The following is an 18,371-nucleotide window of genomic DNA, read 5'->3' on the forward strand; positions in this document are numbered from 1 at the left end:
AAGATTTTGTGTTTATTTGTCGCAATTGCATTCCTCAATCCAATCAGTTTGGTAATAATTGAAGTATTCTTTTATGATTTGGTAAGACTTAATAAAGTCAAAATCCAGATAACTTTTATATAATTCACGATAAGATGCAGGAAATCCGTTTTGCATATTTTTTGTATGAACTACATTATCTCTTAACTTCTTTAATTCCAATATAAATTCATATTTTTCTGGAAAATCACTAACAAAAGATTTATCCATAATTTGAGGTATGACCTTTTTTAGTTTTGATAAAAAGTCCATTGACCTTTGTGTTCTTTCCTTGTTGTAAGTTTTTCTGTTGTGCCGAATCTCAAAATCGTCAGGAATTAAGCTATTATTATAAGCCTCAATAGAAGTGAATAAGTTAATTATATAATCAGAAGATAATTGAAAGAAATTAAAAAAAGTGTGTGATAAATCATTTAAGTCTCCAAACAATTTAGATTCAAGAATTATTGACTGACTTTTTATTAATTCAGTCAGTTTACTTTCCGCATTAGTAAAGTACAGAATTGAAGGTTCTGGTTCTGGAATTATTATTGGTTTTCCATTAACTAAATGAACAAAACCTTGAATAATTTTCTTGTCTTCAGTTTGTATAAAAGCTTTAGTATAGATTTCAAAGTCAACTTCAGATGGCTTTTTTCCGTATTCATTATCTTTATTAATATCATTGATATCAAAATCAAATTTAATATTACCTACAAATTTTCTTTTGGTGTGTGAAGTCATGTAAATATCTACTTAAAGATAAAAGCAATTAAATATGTTAAACCGCCGTCAAAAACTCTGGCTTCTCAAATAACTGAATATTACTAATTAAGCGTTGCTTTACAATATTCATCATACGTTTATTTAAAGCTGAAGAGTTCTGAATATAAATTTCGTATTCTTCCACAGTAAATTGTCCAATAATCATTCCTTTCATAGAGTTACGCAATTTCATATCCTTTTGAATAGCGTTTTCAATATAAATCATACGTTTATCAATAGATAAATCATAAAACACCGACTTGTGTTTTGTAATATAGTTTTTGAAAACAGCAATCAATAAATCGTTTTGAAATTTAATAATGGGGCGCAATACCAAATTCTGAAACCGTTCATCAGAACTCATATTGTCATTAATTGTGGCTGATAAAATTTCTGGGCGAATACCTTTTAATTTGAATTGTCTGGTGTCCATTTCTTGTAGATTTTCAATAAAAATATCGAAATATAAAGGCGAAAATGAAAACGAGGTTTTATAATTGTCAACGAGGTTATTAACAAAAAAGGTTGAGCATAGAATATACCCAACCTTTTATATAGTTATTTGTTTTTTAAATCTGACTTAATCCACCATCAACCTCAATTTCAATACCATTGACAAAAGAAGCATCTTCAGAAGCTAAGAATAGTGCAGTATTTGCTATTTCTTCAGAAGTACCAAATCTTCCTAAAGGTATTTGTTGTCCAAATTCTTGACCTAATCCATCAAGAACATCTTGTGGCAATCCCATTTTTCCATAAATAGGTGTTTCTACCGGTCCTGGTGCAATAGAATTTACTCTAATGTCTCTAGATTTTACTTCAGAAGTTAAAACTCTAGCATAAGAACGTAATGCACCTTTACTTGCAGAATATACACCAAAACCATCAAAGCCTTTTTGACTTACAATTGATGTTGTAAATAAAATAGAACCTCCATCATTCATATTAGGAAGTGCTTCTTTTACTGCTAAAATTGGTCCTTTCACATTTATATTGAATATTTCATCATAATGCTCAGCGGTTATATCTGTAGTTGGAGTAGGAGGAGCAATACCTGCATTTAAAAATAGAACATCAATGTTTCCATATTTCGCTTTTGCTGTTTTAATTAAGTTGGTATTATCTTCTGGTTTACCAACGTCAGCTAAAACGGTTATAAAATCGCCCTCAAGGTCTTCAGAAACTTCATCAAGCGCTTCTTGTCTTCTGCCGGAAAGTACCACTTTAGCACCCTCTTTTAAAAATAATTTTGCTGTTGCTAAACCTATACCGCTATTAGCGCCTGTAATTACTGCTACTTTGTTTTTTAACTTACTCATAAATAGATGTTTTTATTTGAAACAATCGTTTCAAATTTGTTTAAAAAAAATTAAATTAATGTTTGTTTTATTGTTTTAATAATACTCTGTAATTCTTGTTTGTTATTGGTTAATATACTCGTCATTCTAAAACCTTGAATAGAAGAGTAGAGATACAATGCATACGCTTTTGCAGTCATCTTTTTGTTGATTAATAATTCATTTTGCCCTCTATCAACAATATCTTCTAATATATCAATCATTAAATTTTGATTATTGACTAAAAACTGAGTAATTGGTTTATCATGGTTTGCCATTTCTGATTTGCAATTCACAATCAAACAGCCTTTGTTATTCTTTTCCTTTATGATATCATTTAAATAAAGTTCAAACAAATTATCAATAGCCTCAAGAGCGTTTGATGCCTTTAATAATTTATCATTTAATTGTTCCTTATAAAACTCTTGATAGCTGTTTAAGCATTCTAAAAATAAATTATGTTTATTCTCAAACGAGTTATATATGCTAGATCTGTTTAAACCTGTAGCATCTACCAAATCTTGCATAGATGTAGCATTATAACCTTTATCATGAAAGACTTCGGTTGCTTGCTTAATAACAAGATTTTTATCAAATGTTTCTACTTTGGGCATATCTATTTGAAATGATCGTTTCAAAATTAAAACATTTTATTTAAACTGAATGTTAAAATTTTGTTATTCATCATAATTGTATAAATGCATACCTTTGAAATAAACAATTTTATATGAAATTTGGTAGCGTTGAACATCCAGAATTGATAGATTTTACATTCCCAAAAGACCATCCTGACACCAAGAAAGTTCTAGAGAAAGTTAAGGATGATAACTTCCCCGAAATTTATGTAGGCTGTGCCAAGTGGAATAGGGCAGACTTAAAAGGGTTTTATCCCAGAGGTACTAAAGACGAATTAGGATATTACTCGTCTCAGTTTAATGCTATTGAAATGAATGCAACGTTTTACCGCATATTTCCTGCGGAACAGTTTTCAAAATGGTATGATAAAACACCTGATGGGTTTAAATTTTTCCCTAAGTTAAATCAGGAAATTAGCCATTGGAAACGTTTAAATGAAACTCAGGCTGTAGTTGATAATTATTTGTACAACGCTTCAAATTTAAAAGAGAAGTTAGGCACTATCTTTTTACAAATGCACAGTAATTTTGCGCCTAAAGATTTTGACAGAGTAATAACTTTTGTTGAAGCATGGCCAAAAGAAATTCCATTGGCTATAGAATTTAGACACACCAATTGGTATAACGATAAAGCTATTGCAGAAGATTTATACCAATTGTTGGAAACTCATAATATATCCAATGTTATTGTAGACACGGCTGGCAGGCGTGATTTAATGCATATGCGATTAACCAACGCCACGGCCTTTGTACGCTATGTTGGTGCAAATCACGAAAGCGATTATACACGTTTAGATGATTGGGTGGAGCGCTTAAAATTATGGAAAGATCAAGGTATAAAGGAAATTGATTTTTTTATTCATCAGAATATCGAAAAAGAGTCGCCTCTATTATCAGCCTATTTTATTAAAAAATTAAATGCCGCTTTGGGGTGTGATCTTACCATCCCAAATGAAGACCCTCAAAAAACACTATTTTAAATATAAAACCGTATTATGAGATTTCATACCAGAAAATGGATTAAACCTGAAGATTTAAACGCTAACGGTACCCTTTTTGGAGGGCGATTATTAGAATGGATAGACGAAGAGGCTGCCTTATATAGTATTGTTCAGCTAGAAAACCAAAAGGTAGTTACCAAATATATAAGCGAAATAGATTTTAAAGCCTCTGCAAAACAGGGCGATGTAATTGAAATTGGTATTAAAGCTATAAAATTTGGGAAGGCATCCCTTACTTTGAGTTGCGAAGTGAGAAACATGATGACTAGAGAAACCATAATTACAATATCTAATATAGTCATGGTGAATGTGGGGCAAGATGGTAAACCCTTAGCCCACGGAAAAACAAAAGTTGAGTACGTAAAAGATAGATTGTAATAACAAGCACCGGCTTTGTCGTAAAGACTAAATTAAATTCAAGAAATTGAAATACAAATAAGTTGATTTTAATTTTATTAAAAAACTCAATTCAGAATTGGGATGTTCCCTCAAAATACCTAATGAAAGTAAACAACAAACATTACTTTAAGTTATGTTTTTGGCTTATGTAGCGTCGTTTTTTGTTTAAACAGCCTGATTTGTTGTGGATTTTATCAGAATTTATTGTCAATACGAAAAAAAACAATAGCATATATTACGATTATTGTATATCAGGTCTATGCTTTTTTTGTTTTTCATAAAAATTAAATTTCCCTATTTTTAATAAATCATCAAATATGAGTATTGTAAACTAATAATCTTACAAAATTACTTCTAAAACATGATGAAACGCAAATAAAATCGATAAAATTATTGTTTTTTTGAAGATTTGATAATCTAAAAGAAGGATTAAGCTTTTTATTTAAGACGAAAGCTTTATAGTTTTACACATGTTAACGTATTATCCCAATTACTAACTTAACCCAAGAAGTATGCGTATTATATTAAATAAAAGCATTGTTTTGATTTGCTTCCTTTTCATGACAACTAAATACAGTTCTCAATCTCAAACTTACGGATCGATTTCATATAACAAGGCAGTAAATATTTCAGGAAAGCAAAGAATGCTTTCTCAAAAAATGGCCAAGGCTTATTTGTTTTTAGCACACGGTGTTGACAATACAGAGATAAAAAAAGAACTATCCTCTAGTAAATTTATATTTGAAAAACAGCTGCAGATTATAAAAGAGAACGGTAAGAAGTCTTCTGCAATTAAACTTTTAGTAAAGCAAACCGAAAAATTATGGTATAATTTTAAGGATTTAATCAGTGCAGAACCTACACTTGAAAATGCACGTAAAGTACTTGATTTAAATACAGATTTACTCAAATCTTGTCATCAAATAGTGATGCAAATAGAGTCTCTCTCTGGTTACAGTAGTAAGTATTTTAATAACTACGATCAAGAAGCAGTTATTATAGTTAACAAATCAGGAAAACAACGTATGTTATCTCAACGATTAGGATTATATTATTTAGCTTGTACACTTTTTCCAAATGAAAAGGCTGATTACAAGGAGGTGCTAAAAGAAACGTTTGAAGAGTTTGATGATGCCATTGGTTATCTTTTAATAAGTAGTTACAATACTACAGAATCTGAAGAGGAGATTGGTGAGATAATGGGTATTTGGGAAACTTATGTTTCTAATAAAAAAGAGTTTTATAATGGTAAGTTTGATTTAGTTGATGTTTTTAAAACCACTAATAATTTAACAAAACGATTTAATAAGATAACAGGAATTTATGAGGTAGTTGCTAAAAACCGACTATAACTATCGCATCAGTTTTTTAAAAATAAAAATAATGAGCATTTGCTAGGGATTAAGCAAGTGCTTTTTTTTTTCAATAAGTTTATTTTCATTGCATAAAATGCAATTTTTATGGTGTTCATTGTATATTTTGTAAAAATAAAATAACAATACGGTCTAAACTTTCGATTAAATGTAATTAAATATAACTTTGTATACTGTTATAATTTTACTGAAGACAATCAGTTAGTTTTCAGAAATTATTTCAAAAAACAAACCTTTATTATTTATGAGTAAGACATTATTTGACAAAGTGTGGGATTCGCACGTTGTTAGAAACATAGAAGATGGGCCAGACGTGTTTTTTATAGACCGTCATTTTATACATGAAGTTACAAGTCCAGTAGCTTTTGTTGGTTTAAAACAACGTGGTATAGGCGTTATGTACCCAGAACGTACATTTGCAACCGCAGACCACAATACACCAACTTGGGATCAACATTTACCAGTTGCAGATCCTTTATCAGCAAACCAACTGGAGGCTTTGGCTAATAATGCTGCTGAATACGGTATTTCGCATTGGGGATTAGGACACAGAAATAACGGAATTGTTCATATTGTAGGCCCTGAAAATGGTATTACATTACCAGGATCTACTATCGTGTGTGGCGATTCACATACCTCTACACATGGTGCTTTTGGTGCTATTGCGTTTGGTATTGGTACATCTGAAGTAGAAATGGTTTTATCTACACAATGTATTATGCAACCTAAGCCAAAGAAAATGCGTATTAACGTAAATGGCGAATTAGGTTTTGGGGTAACACCTAAAGATGTGGCATTATATATCATTTCACAACAAACCACTTCTGGTGCTACAGGTTATTTTGTAGAATATGCAGGAGATGTGTTTGAAAATATGACAATGGAAGGTCGTATGACGGTTTGTAACCTTTCTATTGAAATGGGTGCTCGTGGTGGAATGATTGCTCCTGATGAAAAGACGTATGAGTATATTAAAGGAAGAAAACATACACCAAAAGGTGCAGATTGGGATAAAGCGATGGGCTATTGGAAAACGCTTAAAACCGATGAAGACGCAGTATTTGATGTAGAGTTTACTTATGATGCAGCCGATATTGAACCAATGATTACTTATGGTACTAATCCAGGAATGGGAATGGGGGTAACACAATCTATTCCAATGGCTGAAGATGTAAAAGGAGGTGTAGCTACATATAAGAAGTCTTTAGGTTACATGAAGTTTGATGAAGGCGATGATATGATAGGTAAACAAGTGGATTATGTATTCCTTGGATCTTGTACAAACGGACGTATTGAAGATTTTAGAGCATTCTGTTCTATAGTTGAAGGGCGTCAAAAGGCAGATAATATTACGGCTTGGTTAGTCCCAGGATCGCACAAGGTTGTAGATCAAATAAAAGAGGAAGGTCTAGATAAAATTTTAGAAGCTGCTGGTTTTGTATTAAGAGAGCCAGGATGTTCTGCATGTTTAGCAATGAATGATGATAAAGTGCCTGCTGGAAAATTAGCAGTATCAACATCTAACAGAAACTTTGAAGGACGTCAAGGACCTGGATCAAGAACTCTATTAGCGTCGCCTCTTGTTGCAGCTGCTACTGCAGTAACAGGAGTGGTAACAGACCCTAGAACAGTAATGGAGGCAGCGACAGCTTAAAAAGTTATTAGCTTTTGGTAAATAGCCATTAGCAGAACACAACAATTATAATAGTATGCCAATAGCTAAAAGCTAAAGGCAAAAAGCAAAAACAAAATGGCTTACGATAAATTTGAAGTATTAACAAGTACAGCATACCCACTACCAATAGAGAATGTGGATACAGATCAAATTATACCAGCTCGCTTCTTAAAAGCTACAGAGCGTAAAGGATTTGGCGATAACTTTTTCCGTGATTGGAGATACGATTCTGAAGGAAATCCTATAGCAGATTTTCCTTTAAACGATAAGAAATACGAAGGTTCTAAGATTTTAGTAGGAGGCAAGAACTTTGGTTCTGGATCTTCTAGAGAGCACGCAGCATGGTCAGTTTACGATTTTGGATTACGTTGTGTAATTTCATCATTCTTTGCTGATATTTTTAGAAATAACTGTTTGAATATTGGCGTATTGCCAGTACAGGTTTCGGCTGATTTTGCTCAGAAATTATTTGACGCTATTGAAGCGGATCCTAAAGCAGAAATTAAAGTAGATTTACCAAATCAAACAGTAACCTTACTATCAACTGGAGAGTCTGAATCGTTTGATATTAACGGTTATAAGAAAGGAAATATGTTAAATGGTTTTGATGATATAGATTATCTTCAAAATATGAAAGATGAGGTTAAAGCATTTGCTGAGACAAGACCATTTTAAGTATATTAGCAAAAAATATAACAATACATTAAAAAAGCATTCCATTTAACAAATGAAATGCTTTTTGTGAATATAAAAACTGGCAATGTCTAAGCGAAGAATAGAAATAATGGATACGACATTAAGGGATGGGGAGCAAACCTCCACTGTGTCGTTTTCAGCATCTGAAAAACTAACAATAGCGAAACTTTTACTTGAAGAATTAAAGGTAGATCGTATTGAGATTGCTTCGGCTAGAGTTTCAGAAGGTGAGTTTCAAGCGGTAAAAGACATTACAGATTGGGCTGCTGAAAACAATTACCTCGATAAGGTAGAAGTGTTGACTTTTGTAGATAAGGGTGTTTCCATTCAGTGGATGAAAGAGGCAGGTGCTAAGGTTCAAAACCTATTAACTAAAGGTTCATTAAATCATTTAACTCATCAGCTTAAAAAGACTTCTAATCAGCATTTTAAAGAGATAAAGGAAACGATAGCCTTAGCTGCGAACCATGATATTATTACTAATGTATATTTGGAAGATTGGAGTAATGGCATGCGCAATTCTAAAGATTATGTATATGAGTTTTTAGAGTTTTTAAGTACTCAAAAAGTAGCTAGAATAATGCTCCCCGATACTTTAGGCGTTTTAACTCCTGAAGAATCGTATACTTTTGTTAAGGAGATAAAAGACAAATATCCAAACTTACATTTTGATTTTCATGCACATAATGATTATGATTTGGGGGTGGCAAATGCTATTGAAGGTTTAAAAGCCGGTGCAGATGGCTTACACTTAACGGTAAATGGTATGGGAGAGCGTGCAGGAAATGCACCTATGAGTAGTACTATTGCCGTAATTAATGATTTTATGCCTGATATTGAAATGGGTGTTAATGAAAAGGTACTTTATACGGTAAGTAAGCTGGTAGAGAATTTTTCTGGGGTTATGATTCCTGCAAATAAGCCTATTGTTGGTGCAAATGTGTTTACGCAAACGGCTGGAATTCATGCAGATGGCGACAATAAAAAGAACCTGTATTTTAGTGATTTAATGCCGGAGCGTTTTGGTAGAAAGCGTCAGTATGCTTTAGGTAAAGCGTCTGGTAAAGCAAATATCCAAAAAAATTTACAACAATTAGGTTTACAGCTTAATGATGAAGATTTAAAGAAAGTTACCCAACGTATTATAGAACTTGGCGATAAAAAACAAGTGGTTACCAAAGAGGATTTACCATATATAATTTCTGATGTGCTGGACAGAACCTACGAAGAAAAGATAACGGTAAACTCTTATGTGTTAACACATTCTAAAGGTTTAAAACCTTCTACAACTGTATCTATTACTATAGAAGATGAAACCTTTGAAGAAAATGCTCAGGGAGACGGACAGTATGATGCATTTATGAATGCTGTTAAAACGATTTTTAAAAGAAAAAAAATAGAGCTTCCAAATTTAATTGATTACGCGGTTAGGATTCCTCCGGGGAGTAATTCTGATGCCTTATGTGAAACGATTATTACTTGGAAAAATGCTGAAAAAGAATTTAAAACGCGTGGTTTAGATAGTGATCAAACGGTTTCTGCTATTAAAGCTACTGAGAAGATGTTGAATATTGTAGTAAGTTGATGTGTTGAATTGTTGATTTGTGGAATCGCTTAATTGTTACACTAGAAACCCGATTAAACAGTTAAACGCATAAACAGTTACACGATTAATTAAAAAGAATAAATAAAGATTAAATTACATATAAATGAAATTAAACATAGCCCTTTTAGCTGGAGACGGCATAGGACCTGAAGTGATAGACCAAGCAGTGAAAGTAAGTGATGCTGTGGCTGCAAAATTTGGACATGAAATTAATTGGAAACCAGCCTTAACGGGTGCTGCCGCTATTGACGCTGTTGGGGAACCTTATCCTGATGAAACCCATGAGATTTGTAAAAGTAGCGATGCTGTGTTATTTGGAGCTATTGGTCATCCTAAATTTGATAATGATCCATCTGCAAAAGTGCGTCCGGAGCAGGGATTGTTGAAAATGCGTAAGGCTTTGGGCTTGTTTGCTAATGTACGACCAACTTTTACATTTCCGTCGTTATTGGACAAGTCACCTTTAAAAAAGGAACGTATCGAGGGCACTGATTTGGTGTTTTTACGTGAATTGACTGGTGGTATTTACTTTGGAGAAAAGGGTAGAAGAGAAGAAGGTGAAACGGCTTTTGACAACTGTGTGTACACCAGAGCAGAAGTACAACGTTTGGCTAAAAAGGGGTTTGAATTGGCGATGGCTCGTGGTAAAAAATTATGCTGCGTGGATAAAGCGAATGTACTGGAAACATCTAGACTTTGGAGAGAAACGGTACAGGCTATGGAAACCGATTATCCTGAAGTTGAAGTGAGCTACGAGTTTGTTGATGCTGTAGCCATGCGTTTGGTACAATGGCCAAATAGCTACGACGTGTTAATTACTGAAAACTTGTTTGGAGATATTTTAACGGATGAAGCTTCTGTGATTTCTGGATCTATGGGATTAATGCCAAGTGCATCTTTAGGATCGGATATTGGTTTGTTTGAGCCTATCCATGGATCTTACCCACAGGCTACTGGTTTAAATATTGCAAACCCAATGGCAACAGTACTTTCTGCTGCTATGATGTTTGAGAACTTTAGTTTACAAGCCGAAGGTAAAGCTATTAGAGATGCTGTAAATAGCGCCCTAGAAAAAGGTATGGTAACTGAAGATTTAGCTGATGGAGGTACCTCGTATGGTACTAGCGAAGTTGGTGATTGGTTGGCTGCTAATATTTAAACTTTACTAGGATAAATATATTTAGACCTTTCAGGTTTCAAAAAACCTGAAAGGTCTTTTTTTGTTATTTATTTTTGTTTATGAAGGCGATTACTGTTTCAGAAAATAGTTGGGGTTCTGAAAACATTGGGGAATGTCCAGATTGTTCAAAAATCACCAATTCTTTTTCGGTTGAACCTAAGTTATCAAAAGATTCTTGTGCAAATGCTATTGGCACTATCATATCATGTTTTCCCCAAATGGTTAGGGAAGGAATTGTTATTTCTGAAAACTGATCTGTGAGATCGATATTTTCAAATAAGTCTTCATCTAGAATGGATTGTGTTTTTAGCATATTCCAAATTAACGTTAAAACGTTATACTTATAAATAGTTTTGCCATCTAGATTTTCCTGTTTGTTGATAAGCCCTGAGTCTTCAAGTTTTTCTTCGGCGATAAACGCTTCACTATTCAACCTATATGCATCATCAATATTCTTGTATTCTTGAGGTGTGTTGTTTGCAAGATCAATAACAGAATTCCAATATTCAACATGATTTCCCAATGCTATTTGTTCGTTGCCCACTCTTTTAAAATTATCAATATAGCCCTTGTATAAACCTTTGGTGTTACCAGAGCCGTCTACATTAATCCACCCTAAAAAGGGGCTTTGGTCTTTAAGCAAGGTCGCTGGTCCTAATGTACCACCCCAACTATGTCCCATTAGAAATAATTTAGAATCCTTTCCATATTTATGTTGAATCACTTTTACAAGTGCTAAAACATCTTCAGCCATAATATCAATACTGATTCCGCTTTCTGAATAGTTACCTTGCGACATCCCTGATCCTCTTTGATCAAAATAGACAACAGCACATTCTTTTTCTATTTCACTTTTAATTGTAGCGTTTCTGTAGCTTAATCCAAAGCCTCCAGGACCTCCATGAAGGATTATAAGAAAAACTTTTTCTGAGGCATTGCCATGTATATAAGCAGGCATATCCGCATTTTCATGACGTACAAACATGGTTTCATTTAAGTTGTTTAAATTCTCATCATTAGAACATGAAAAGGAGGTACATATAACAACTATTAGTACTAATGTATATCTATTTATTATTTTTTTCATCTCTTTTTTTTCTTTTTGAAATTAAACCGGTATCCATATTGAAAATTAAAACTTGGTAAAGCTCCTGCGTTGTATGGAGTTCGTAGCATAAAGTTTATGTTAAAATAACGTCCTGTTATTTTTTTACCAGGTCTTTGTTTTCCAATTCCTATGGAAATAGATGGCGCATAGTATCCTCTTCCTGGAAGAAAAACTTTTGATACGTTGTCTCCATTAACTTCGTATGTTTCTGGTAAAAAAGAGCGATAATAGCCCAAAGGGTTGAATTCAATACTAAATTCTTTTCCTTTTTTATTGATACGTCTCCAAGTAAGTCCATAATTTGTAAAAATTCCAGTATCAGTAGAGGTAGAAAAGTTGGTAGTAAAACCTAAATTACCATTTAGCAAAAACTGATGCGTATTTGTTCTTTCTTTGCCTCTTTTATTTTTTGTTTTTATTGTTTCTTTTAGAAGGTATTCTGAACCAAAACTTAAACCGTTGTTCCAAAAGATATTTCCAGAATAGGCTATCTTGAATTCGGTTCTTTCTAAAAATGATTTTGAGGAGAGCTTGGGTGGTTCTTTAGTTGTTTCTAGGTTTTGTGTAAATCCTATTCTCCAGAATAGTATTAAACACATGCAGAGTAATCGTAGTTTTAATTGCATATATATAAGTTATGATTGATGGCGTAAAACTATCTTTATAACTTATCTTTATCTGTTAAAGTATGCGTAATTAAAAATTAACAAAATCACAAAAAACCTTACTACATCTAGTTTTATTATGATATTGTTAACTTAATAGTGATTTTCTATGTATTTGAGAACTTAGTGGGTAACTCAAAAATCTCTAAATCAAAATAAGAGACTGAAGCAAGCACATGATCAAAAATATCAGCCATAATATATTCGTAATTTACCCAACGTTTATCAGAACTAAAGGCATAAATTTCTATGGGTAATCCTTGGGGAGTAGGCGCAAGTTGACGTACCATAATGGTCATATCCTTATTAATTGCAGAATGGTTTTCTATGTATGTTTGGATATATTTTCTAAAAACTCCAATATTAGTTAAGTTTCTGCCGTTTATGGCTATAGCTTTGTTGATATTATTGTTTTTATTGTATTTAGAAATATCATTTTGTCTTGCTTCTAAATATGGTGTTAACAATTCAATTTTTTTAAGATTTTCAATATCATTTTCTAATAGACATTTTATAGAATCTTGTTTGATGTTTAAAGCTCTTTTAATTCGCCGTCCTTCAGAACTAGTCATTCCTCTCCAATTCTTGAAAGACTCAGATATAAGGGCGTAGGTGGGGATAGTTGTTATTGTTTTATCAAAATTTTGAACTTTAACAGTTGCTAACGTAATTTCAGTAACATCTCCATCGGCTCCGTATTTTTCAAAAGTAATCCAATCACCAATGCGTACCATATCATTTATAGACACTTGGATACTTGCAACAAAGCCTAGGATTGTATCTTTAAATACTAAGATGATAACGGCAGAAATAGCACCTAATCCAGTTAAGAATTTTAAAAATGGAATACCCGTAATTATTGCTATTGCAGACATTATGCCGCCTAACCAAGCAAAAATCATAAAAACCTGAATGTAACTGTCTATAGGTTTATCTTTAAATCTAGGTAGTGTTTTTAAATAGTCTTTTAGCGTATTTAATATGCTTCTGGCTATCCAAAGTGTTAATATAATAGCAAATACTTTTAGCCCTTTTTCTATGATATTTTCAAAGTCTCCAAAATCAATAAATACATCTGGAACAAATTCTATAGCAACTAAAAGCGGGATAATATGCGCAATATTTGTTGGCACTTTATTGGATATAAGCAAGTCATCAAAATTGGTTTTAGAACGCTTTGCAAACTGGGAAAATGTACCTGTTAGTAATTTTCTAATAATAATATCTATAAGGAAAATTACAATTAATAATCCAACAAGAAGAATAAGCATGTTTAGGTATTGAGCAGATTGTTCTGAAATACCTAATTCAATGAGTTTTTCAAAAATCCAGTGTTTTAAACCTGTTGCGTCTTCAGTAACGTTTTCTTGAATCATTAGGCAGATTTTAAATATTTTCTATCAATGTAGAAAGTGCCAAATGGTATAATTGCAGCTATTAGTACAATTGCAAAGGTTTTATTATCCCATTTAAACTCTGGTTTTATTAGTGCCGCTAAAGCAATATAAGCCACAAATAATAGTCCATGAGGCATACCTAAGAGTTTAACATATTGTGGATCATCTAAAAGGTATTTTATTGGTGTAGCAATAAAAAGTAATAGAATATAGGATATGCCTTCTAAGAAAGCTACTATTCTGAATATATTTAAAAATGAAAACATTATTGATATTTTACTGCAAAAGTAGAGCAGAACAATAACAAAATACTATGATTTAAGATTTTTTTATAATGCATTAAAAATGATAAGACCATAAATAGCAAAACGCACTAAACGTAACGATCCAAATAATACAACATTTTTAAATGGGAATTTTATAATACCTGCCGCAATACAAGAGATTGAAAAGGGTAACGGTAGTAATGCACCAACAATTATTAAAAATCCACCCCATTTCTTTGAGTTCTTTAACTGCTTTTGCATTTTAACTTCAAGGTGGTTATGTACTGAAGGAATTTTAGTAATCATTTTTCCCAAATGATAAGCTAATAAACCTGCAGTGTAAGACAGTACAGCTAGGATACTTAAGTACCCCCAAGGGTTTGGCATTTTCCCAGACCATGCTATGAATATTTCTGGTGGAATTAAACCAAGTAGTGTTTCAGATACAAAGAAAAAGCTTAATACGCCTTGAGATGGTAGTATTTCTGTTAACTTTACTAAAGCGTCATTAATATTAAAGAAGTGATTTATTATGTAAATAACTATAATGGCTCCGGCAATATATGGTAATGCCTTTTTTACAGCTTGCCATACAAATGTATAAAAGCCAGTGTAGGTGTAGTATTGATGAAGTAACTGAAGCTTAGATTTGCCAGTTTTGGTTTTTTGTTTCTCTTTCATAAAACTTTTATCACAACGGGATCAAATATAAGTTTCTAGGGTATTATTTTAAAATTTTAAATGTTAATTAGCTATAGTTTAACAGCTTTTTTAAATAAAGAATCCGATGAATAAACATTCATCGGATATATTTTGTTTTTTAACTATATAAGTTTTTATAATTTGACAAACTTCTCAGTAAAATTTAAGTTGCCGTCCATAGCAGTAATCATATAAATTCCACTTTTTAAATCACTAACATCAATAGTTTGTTTTGGTTTTTGAATGCTTATTTCACGAATGGCCTTACCTAGTATATTTCTTAGGATTAATTTGCCTTTGTAATTTGAGAAATTACTAATCTCTATTTTATCAATAGCTGGATTAGGATATAGCTTTATGCCGTTCACTATATATTTATCATCTGTAGAAAGCGTTGAACATGATGACTCACTATTTGTTAGACTAAAAGCATTACTATCACTTACATCGGTTCTACGCAATACCATTTTATCCATAAAAAAGAAGCTTGATCTTGCGTCAACAATTATGGAATAGTTACCTGGGTTATCAAATGTTGCCCAGATAAATCTAAAAGAATCTCCATCATTAGTATTAGTAACAAACCCCCAACGTTGTTCTACTGGTAAATTTACAGGATGTCTATTCATAAAAGCTTTGAAATATCCTGATGTACTCGAGCCTTCCGGACAATCTCTGTCAGGATTACTAGTACAACTTGGTCTAGGCTCAACTACTTGAGTAGAAGTTGCACTACTTTGTTTGGTAGCATAAAAGTCATCAGCAACTATACGTAACCATGCATCGTTGTGTTCGCCTCCAGAAGTTCCTGTACCTATGCGTCCTCGCCATGCAAGTCTGTATGTACCGGGATTATTAATTTTGATATTGTAAGTTATAGGGGCGCCTGTTAACGCTGAAAATGATTGAGCACCATCCCAATAAATATAAGTAATTGTTGACCCAGATAAATTTGGATCAGCTTCACTCCCTGTCTTCCAGTTTGATCCATTAGGTAAAATACCAGATTCCATTTCAATAGTTAGTAATCCATTTTGTTCTTCAAAAGGCAATGTTCCATCACAAGTTGCAGTTTGAGCTGATAATTGTAAACTAATAATTGATAGTAAGAGTACAAGAAAATAGGTAAGTGTAGTTTTTTTCATTGCTAAATTTTTTATGTTGCAATTTCAGATAATTGATGAATTAAACCATCATGAGGTATCCTGTACTTTCTTTGTTTTTCAAGTATTTACAGTAGAAAATCCTTTAAATCTTGATAATTTGAAATTTGAGTAGCTACTTTTGGTTTTCCTATAACCGCTTTTATTTGTTTAGGCAAAACTTGTTCTTCTTTAATAGTATCTTCAACAACATCTAAAAACTTAGTTGGGTGTGCTGTTTCTAGAAATATGCAATGCGCATTTGGGTGCTCTTTTAAGTAAGATTTGCAACCTAAATACCCAACAGCTCCATGCGGATCAGCAACATAGTTGTAATTGTTATATATCTCTAGCATAGCTTCTTTAGTTTCTTCATCAGTAAAACTGTAAGAAGATAAATTATGCTTTAAAGTTTCGAACTGATTTTTATAAATCTCTTGAATTCGTATAAAATTGCTAGGAGCACCAACATCCATAGCATTGCTTATGGTTTGTATAGATGGTTTTGGCTCGTATAATTGAGATATTAAATAGCGTGTTACAACATTATTAACGTTATTTGATGCTATAAAATGCTTAATAGGAAGTCCTAATTGTTGCGCCATCATACCTGCACAAATATTTCCAAAATTACCACTAGGCACTGAAAATACAATATCATCATATTGTTTGTGCAACTGTTTATAGGCAAATATAAAATAGAATAGTTGTGGTAACCAACGTGCTACATTTATAGAGTTTGCAGAAGTTAATTGCATTTTACTGGTTAATTCTTCATCGAGAAATGCAGTTTTTACCATGGCTTGACAATCGTCAAATGTGCCATTTACTTCTAATGCTTTTATATTTTGGCCAAGTGTTGTTAATTGTTTTTCTTGTATATCGCTAACTTTTCCACTAGGATACAAAATCACAACATTAACACCTTTAACTCCAAGGAAACCATTTGCTACAGCACCACCAGTATCTCCTGAAGTAGCTACTAAAACTGTTACTTCTTCATTATTATTTTGGTTGAAATGTCCCAAACAACGCGCCATAAAGCGTGCTCCTACATCTTTAAATGCCATAGTTGGTCCATGAAATAATTCTAATGTAGATATATTATCATTTAGCTTTACAACAGGAAAATCAAAGGATAATGTTTCTTCAACAATAGTTTTTAAAATATCCTCTGGAATTTCAGGAGTTACAAATTGTTTTATAGCTTCAAACGCTATTTCAGTATAAGATAAATTATCTAAATTATCCCAAAACGACTGGGAAAGGGGCGTGATATTTTCAGGGAAGTATAAGCCTTTATCTGGAGCTAACCCTTTAATAACAGCATTTTTAAATGTTGAATCTGCTGCTTGTTTGTTTAATGAATAATAATTCATAAGTTGTTGAAATAACCGAATACAGAAAATGAAAAATCATTTACTGGAATCGGATTTAGTTGTATAATGTTATTTCTTTTATTGTCGAAATAATCTGTTATTTAATTAATAATTTTAACTCCTTTAGTATTAATTTTTGATACGTGTATATCAAAATTTATACTTGATGATGCGTAAACCTCTTGCATTGCGTCTTTAACTTTATTTGCATTTTCCAGACCTTTACTTAATGTGAAAATTGAAGGTCCGGAACCAGAGATTCCAGCACCTAAGGCACCTGCATTTAATGATGCTTGTTTTACTTCAGTAAATAGAGGAATCAATTGACTTCTATAAGGCTCAACCACTACATCGGTTAAGGCACTTTTTATCAAATTATAATCACTAGTATGTAGTGCATGCACTAGGCTACCTAAATTTGCCCACTGTATTATAGCATTATTAAGAGGAACTTCTTTAGGAAGAATAGCTCTAGATTCAGATGTTTTTATTTCTATTTGTGGATGAATTATTGTTGCATATAAATCATCAGGAGAGGGAATTTCTAATATTTGTAAAGGCGATATACTTTTTACTAAAGTAAATCCACCGAAAAGAGCAGGAGCAAGGTTGTCAGCATGCTCGCACTTACTGGCTAATGCTTCTCCTTTTATAGCGAATTCCGTAAGTTGAGTCTTGTCAAATGGTCGACCTATCAATTCATTCATCCCAAAAACACTACCAACTGCACTTGCGGCACTACTGCCAATACCACTTCCTGGCTTTATATTTTTATAGATTTCAATTTCAAAACCAAAATCAACATCCAAATTCTCGTACATTGCTAATGCGGATACACCTGCAACATTCAATTCTGCTTCTTTAGGTAAATCAAAGCCTTCAATTGTTGATATAAAAATGCCTTTTTTGTCGATTTTTCTAATTACCATCTCATCTCCTACGTTATCCAAACAGAAGCCCATAACGTCAAATCCGCAAGATACATTGGCCACTGTGGCAGGAGAAAATAGTCTTATTTCATTCATCT

The 18,371-nt window shown here is 32.6% G+C and carries 19 protein-coding genes; 7 read left to right on the top strand and 12 right to left on the bottom strand.

Going from position 1 to position 18,371, the window contains the following annotated elements; translation table 11 throughout:
- Positions 1-12 precede the first annotated feature (12 nt).
- From EYD46_RS05210 to EYD46_RS05225, 4 genes are all read right to left on the bottom strand, one after another.
- A complete protein-coding gene (locus EYD46_RS05210; protein ID WP_130936007.1) occupies positions 13-762 on the bottom strand; it encodes a hypothetical protein in 750 nt (249 codons plus the stop codon).
- A gap of 37 nt (positions 763-799) precedes the next feature.
- Positions 800-1,216: a glyoxalase gene (locus tag EYD46_RS05215; protein ID WP_130936008.1), complete on the bottom strand. Its 417-nt coding sequence runs from the start codon at positions 1,214-1,216 to the stop codon at positions 800-802.
- A gap of 136 nt (positions 1,217-1,352) precedes the next feature.
- Positions 1,353-2,102: an SDR family NAD(P)-dependent oxidoreductase gene (locus tag EYD46_RS05220; protein WP_130936009.1), complete on the bottom strand. Its 750-nt coding sequence runs from the start codon at positions 2,100-2,102 to the stop codon at positions 1,353-1,355.
- A 50-nt stretch (positions 2,103-2,152) separates the two neighbouring features.
- Complete coding sequence (locus EYD46_RS05225) at positions 2,153-2,758, bottom strand: TetR/AcrR family transcriptional regulator (protein ID WP_130936010.1); 606 nt, start codon at positions 2,756-2,758, stop codon at positions 2,153-2,155.
- A gap of 89 nt (positions 2,759-2,847) precedes the next feature.
- Here EYD46_RS05225 and EYD46_RS05230 point away from each other — a divergent pair, with 89 nt between their 5' ends.
- The 7 genes from EYD46_RS05230 (at position 2,848) to leuB (ending at position 10,664) form a co-directional block, all read left to right on the top strand.
- Positions 2,848-3,735 (top strand): DUF72 domain-containing protein, encoded by an 888-nt coding sequence (locus EYD46_RS05230; protein WP_130936011.1) that lies wholly within the window; start codon positions 2,848-2,850, stop codon positions 3,733-3,735.
- A gap of 15 nt (positions 3,736-3,750) precedes the next feature.
- Positions 3,751-4,134 (top strand): acyl-CoA thioesterase, encoded by a 384-nt coding sequence (locus tag EYD46_RS05235; protein WP_130936012.1) that lies wholly within the window; start codon positions 3,751-3,753, stop codon positions 4,132-4,134.
- A 581-nt stretch (positions 4,135-4,715) separates the two neighbouring features.
- Positions 4,716-5,507: a type IV pili methyl-accepting chemotaxis transducer N-terminal domain-containing protein gene (locus EYD46_RS05240; RefSeq protein WP_165454344.1), complete on the top strand. Its 792-nt coding sequence runs from the start codon at positions 4,716-4,718 to the stop codon at positions 5,505-5,507.
- A gap of 265 nt (positions 5,508-5,772) precedes the next feature.
- Positions 5,773-7,182, top strand: a complete 1,410-nt coding sequence (leuC, locus tag EYD46_RS05245; RefSeq protein WP_130936014.1) for a 3-isopropylmalate dehydratase large subunit — start codon at positions 5,773-5,775, stop codon at positions 7,180-7,182.
- A 96-nt stretch (positions 7,183-7,278) separates the two neighbouring features.
- Positions 7,279-7,878 carry a 3-isopropylmalate dehydratase small subunit gene (leuD, locus tag EYD46_RS05250; RefSeq protein ID WP_130936015.1) on the top strand — a complete coding sequence of 200 codons (600 nt, stop codon included), beginning with the start codon at positions 7,279-7,281 and terminating at the stop codon, positions 7,876-7,878.
- 85 nt (positions 7,879-7,963) lie between these two features.
- Positions 7,964-9,484, top strand: a complete 1,521-nt coding sequence (locus EYD46_RS05255) for an alpha-isopropylmalate synthase regulatory domain-containing protein (RefSeq protein WP_130936016.1) — start codon at positions 7,964-7,966, stop codon at positions 9,482-9,484.
- Positions 9,485-9,608: 124 nt separating this feature from the next.
- Positions 9,609-10,664 carry a 3-isopropylmalate dehydrogenase gene (gene leuB, locus EYD46_RS05260; protein WP_130936017.1) on the top strand — a complete coding sequence of 352 codons (1,056 nt, stop codon included), beginning with the start codon at positions 9,609-9,611 and terminating at the stop codon, positions 10,662-10,664.
- 64 nt (positions 10,665-10,728) lie between these two features.
- Here leuB and EYD46_RS05265 read toward each other — a convergent pair whose 3' ends face one another.
- From EYD46_RS05265 to EYD46_RS05300, 8 genes are all read right to left on the bottom strand, one after another.
- Entirely contained in the window at positions 10,729-11,772 is a 1,044-nt protein-coding gene (locus EYD46_RS05265) for an alpha/beta fold hydrolase (RefSeq protein WP_130936018.1), read from the bottom strand.
- Positions 11,769-12,392, bottom strand: a complete 624-nt coding sequence (locus tag EYD46_RS05270; protein WP_130936019.1) for a hypothetical protein — start codon at positions 12,390-12,392, stop codon at positions 11,769-11,771. The genes EYD46_RS05265 and EYD46_RS05270 overlap by 4 nt, the downstream gene beginning before the upstream one ends.
- 173 nt (positions 12,393-12,565) lie before the next feature.
- A complete protein-coding gene (locus tag EYD46_RS05275) occupies positions 12,566-13,834 on the bottom strand; it encodes a mechanosensitive ion channel family protein (protein ID WP_130936020.1) in 1,269 nt (422 codons plus the stop codon).
- Positions 13,834-14,121 (bottom strand): DUF3817 domain-containing protein, encoded by a 288-nt coding sequence (locus tag EYD46_RS05280; protein ID WP_130936021.1) that lies wholly within the window; start codon positions 14,119-14,121, stop codon positions 13,834-13,836. The genes EYD46_RS05275 and EYD46_RS05280 overlap by 1 nt, the downstream gene beginning before the upstream one ends.
- A gap of 63 nt (positions 14,122-14,184) precedes the next feature.
- Entirely contained in the window at positions 14,185-14,802 is a 618-nt protein-coding gene (locus EYD46_RS05285; RefSeq protein WP_130936022.1) for a YqaA family protein, read from the bottom strand.
- A 155-nt stretch (positions 14,803-14,957) separates the two neighbouring features.
- Positions 14,958-15,968, bottom strand: coding sequence for a T9SS type A sorting domain-containing protein (locus EYD46_RS05290; protein ID WP_130936023.1), 1,011 nt, complete (start codon positions 15,966-15,968; stop codon positions 14,958-14,960).
- Positions 15,969-16,054: 86 nt separating this feature from the next.
- Positions 16,055-17,344 (bottom strand): threonine synthase, encoded by a 1,290-nt coding sequence (gene thrC, locus EYD46_RS05295; RefSeq protein WP_130936024.1) that lies wholly within the window; start codon positions 17,342-17,344, stop codon positions 16,055-16,057.
- A 101-nt stretch (positions 17,345-17,445) separates the two neighbouring features.
- Positions 17,446-18,369, bottom strand: a complete 924-nt coding sequence (locus tag EYD46_RS05300; RefSeq protein WP_130936240.1) for a homoserine kinase — start codon at positions 18,367-18,369, stop codon at positions 17,446-17,448.
- Between the last annotated feature and the right edge of the window lie 2 nt (positions 18,370-18,371).

Source organism: Hyunsoonleella pacifica (assembly GCF_004310335.1).
Classification (GTDB): Bacteria; Bacteroidota; Bacteroidia; order Flavobacteriales; family Flavobacteriaceae; genus Jejuia; species Jejuia pacifica.

Excerpts from the sequence above, each read along its gene's own strand:
- EYD46_RS05210 (WP_130936007.1), bottom strand. The coding sequence starts at position 762 with ATGACTTCACACACCAAAAGAAAATTTGTAGGTAATATTAAATTTGAT.
- EYD46_RS05215 (WP_130936008.1), bottom strand. The coding sequence starts at position 1,216 with ATGGACACCAGACAATTCAAATTAAAAGGTATTCGCCCAGAAATTTTA.
- EYD46_RS05220 (WP_130936009.1), bottom strand. The coding sequence starts at position 2,102 with ATGAGTAAGTTAAAAAACAAAGTAGCAGTAATTACAGGCGCTAATAGC.
- EYD46_RS05230 (WP_130936011.1), top strand. The coding sequence starts at position 2,848 with ATGAAATTTGGTAGCGTTGAACATCCAGAATTGATAGATTTTACATTC.
- EYD46_RS05235 (WP_130936012.1), top strand. The coding sequence starts at position 3,751 with ATGAGATTTCATACCAGAAAATGGATTAAACCTGAAGATTTAAACGCT.
- EYD46_RS05240 (WP_165454344.1), top strand. The coding sequence starts at position 4,716 with ATGACAACTAAATACAGTTCTCAATCTCAAACTTACGGATCGATTTCA.
- leuC (WP_130936014.1), top strand. The coding sequence starts at position 5,773 with ATGAGTAAGACATTATTTGACAAAGTGTGGGATTCGCACGTTGTTAGA.
- leuD (WP_130936015.1), top strand. The coding sequence starts at position 7,279 with ATGGCTTACGATAAATTTGAAGTATTAACAAGTACAGCATACCCACTA.
- EYD46_RS05255 (WP_130936016.1), top strand. The coding sequence starts at position 7,964 with ATGTCTAAGCGAAGAATAGAAATAATGGATACGACATTAAGGGATGGG.
- leuB (WP_130936017.1), top strand. The coding sequence starts at position 9,609 with ATGAAATTAAACATAGCCCTTTTAGCTGGAGACGGCATAGGACCTGAA.
- EYD46_RS05265 (WP_130936018.1), bottom strand. The coding sequence starts at position 11,772 with ATGAAAAAAATAATAAATAGATATACATTAGTACTAATAGTTGTTATA.
- EYD46_RS05270 (WP_130936019.1), bottom strand. The coding sequence starts at position 12,392 with ATGTGTTTAATACTATTCTGGAGAATAGGATTTACACAAAACCTAGAA.
- EYD46_RS05275 (WP_130936020.1), bottom strand. The coding sequence starts at position 13,834 with ATGATTCAAGAAAACGTTACTGAAGACGCAACAGGTTTAAAACACTGG.
- EYD46_RS05280 (WP_130936021.1), bottom strand. The coding sequence starts at position 14,121 with ATGTTTTCATTTTTAAATATATTCAGAATAGTAGCTTTCTTAGAAGGC.
- EYD46_RS05285 (WP_130936022.1), bottom strand. The coding sequence starts at position 14,802 with ATGAAAGAGAAACAAAAAACCAAAACTGGCAAATCTAAGCTTCAGTTA.
- EYD46_RS05290 (WP_130936023.1), bottom strand. The coding sequence starts at position 15,968 with ATGAAAAAAACTACACTTACCTATTTTCTTGTACTCTTACTATCAATT.
- thrC (WP_130936024.1), bottom strand. The coding sequence starts at position 17,344 with ATGAATTATTATTCATTAAACAAACAAGCAGCAGATTCAACATTTAAA.
- EYD46_RS05300 (WP_130936240.1), bottom strand. The coding sequence starts at position 18,369 with ATGAATGAAATAAGACTATTTTCTCCTGCCACAGTGGCCAATGTATCT.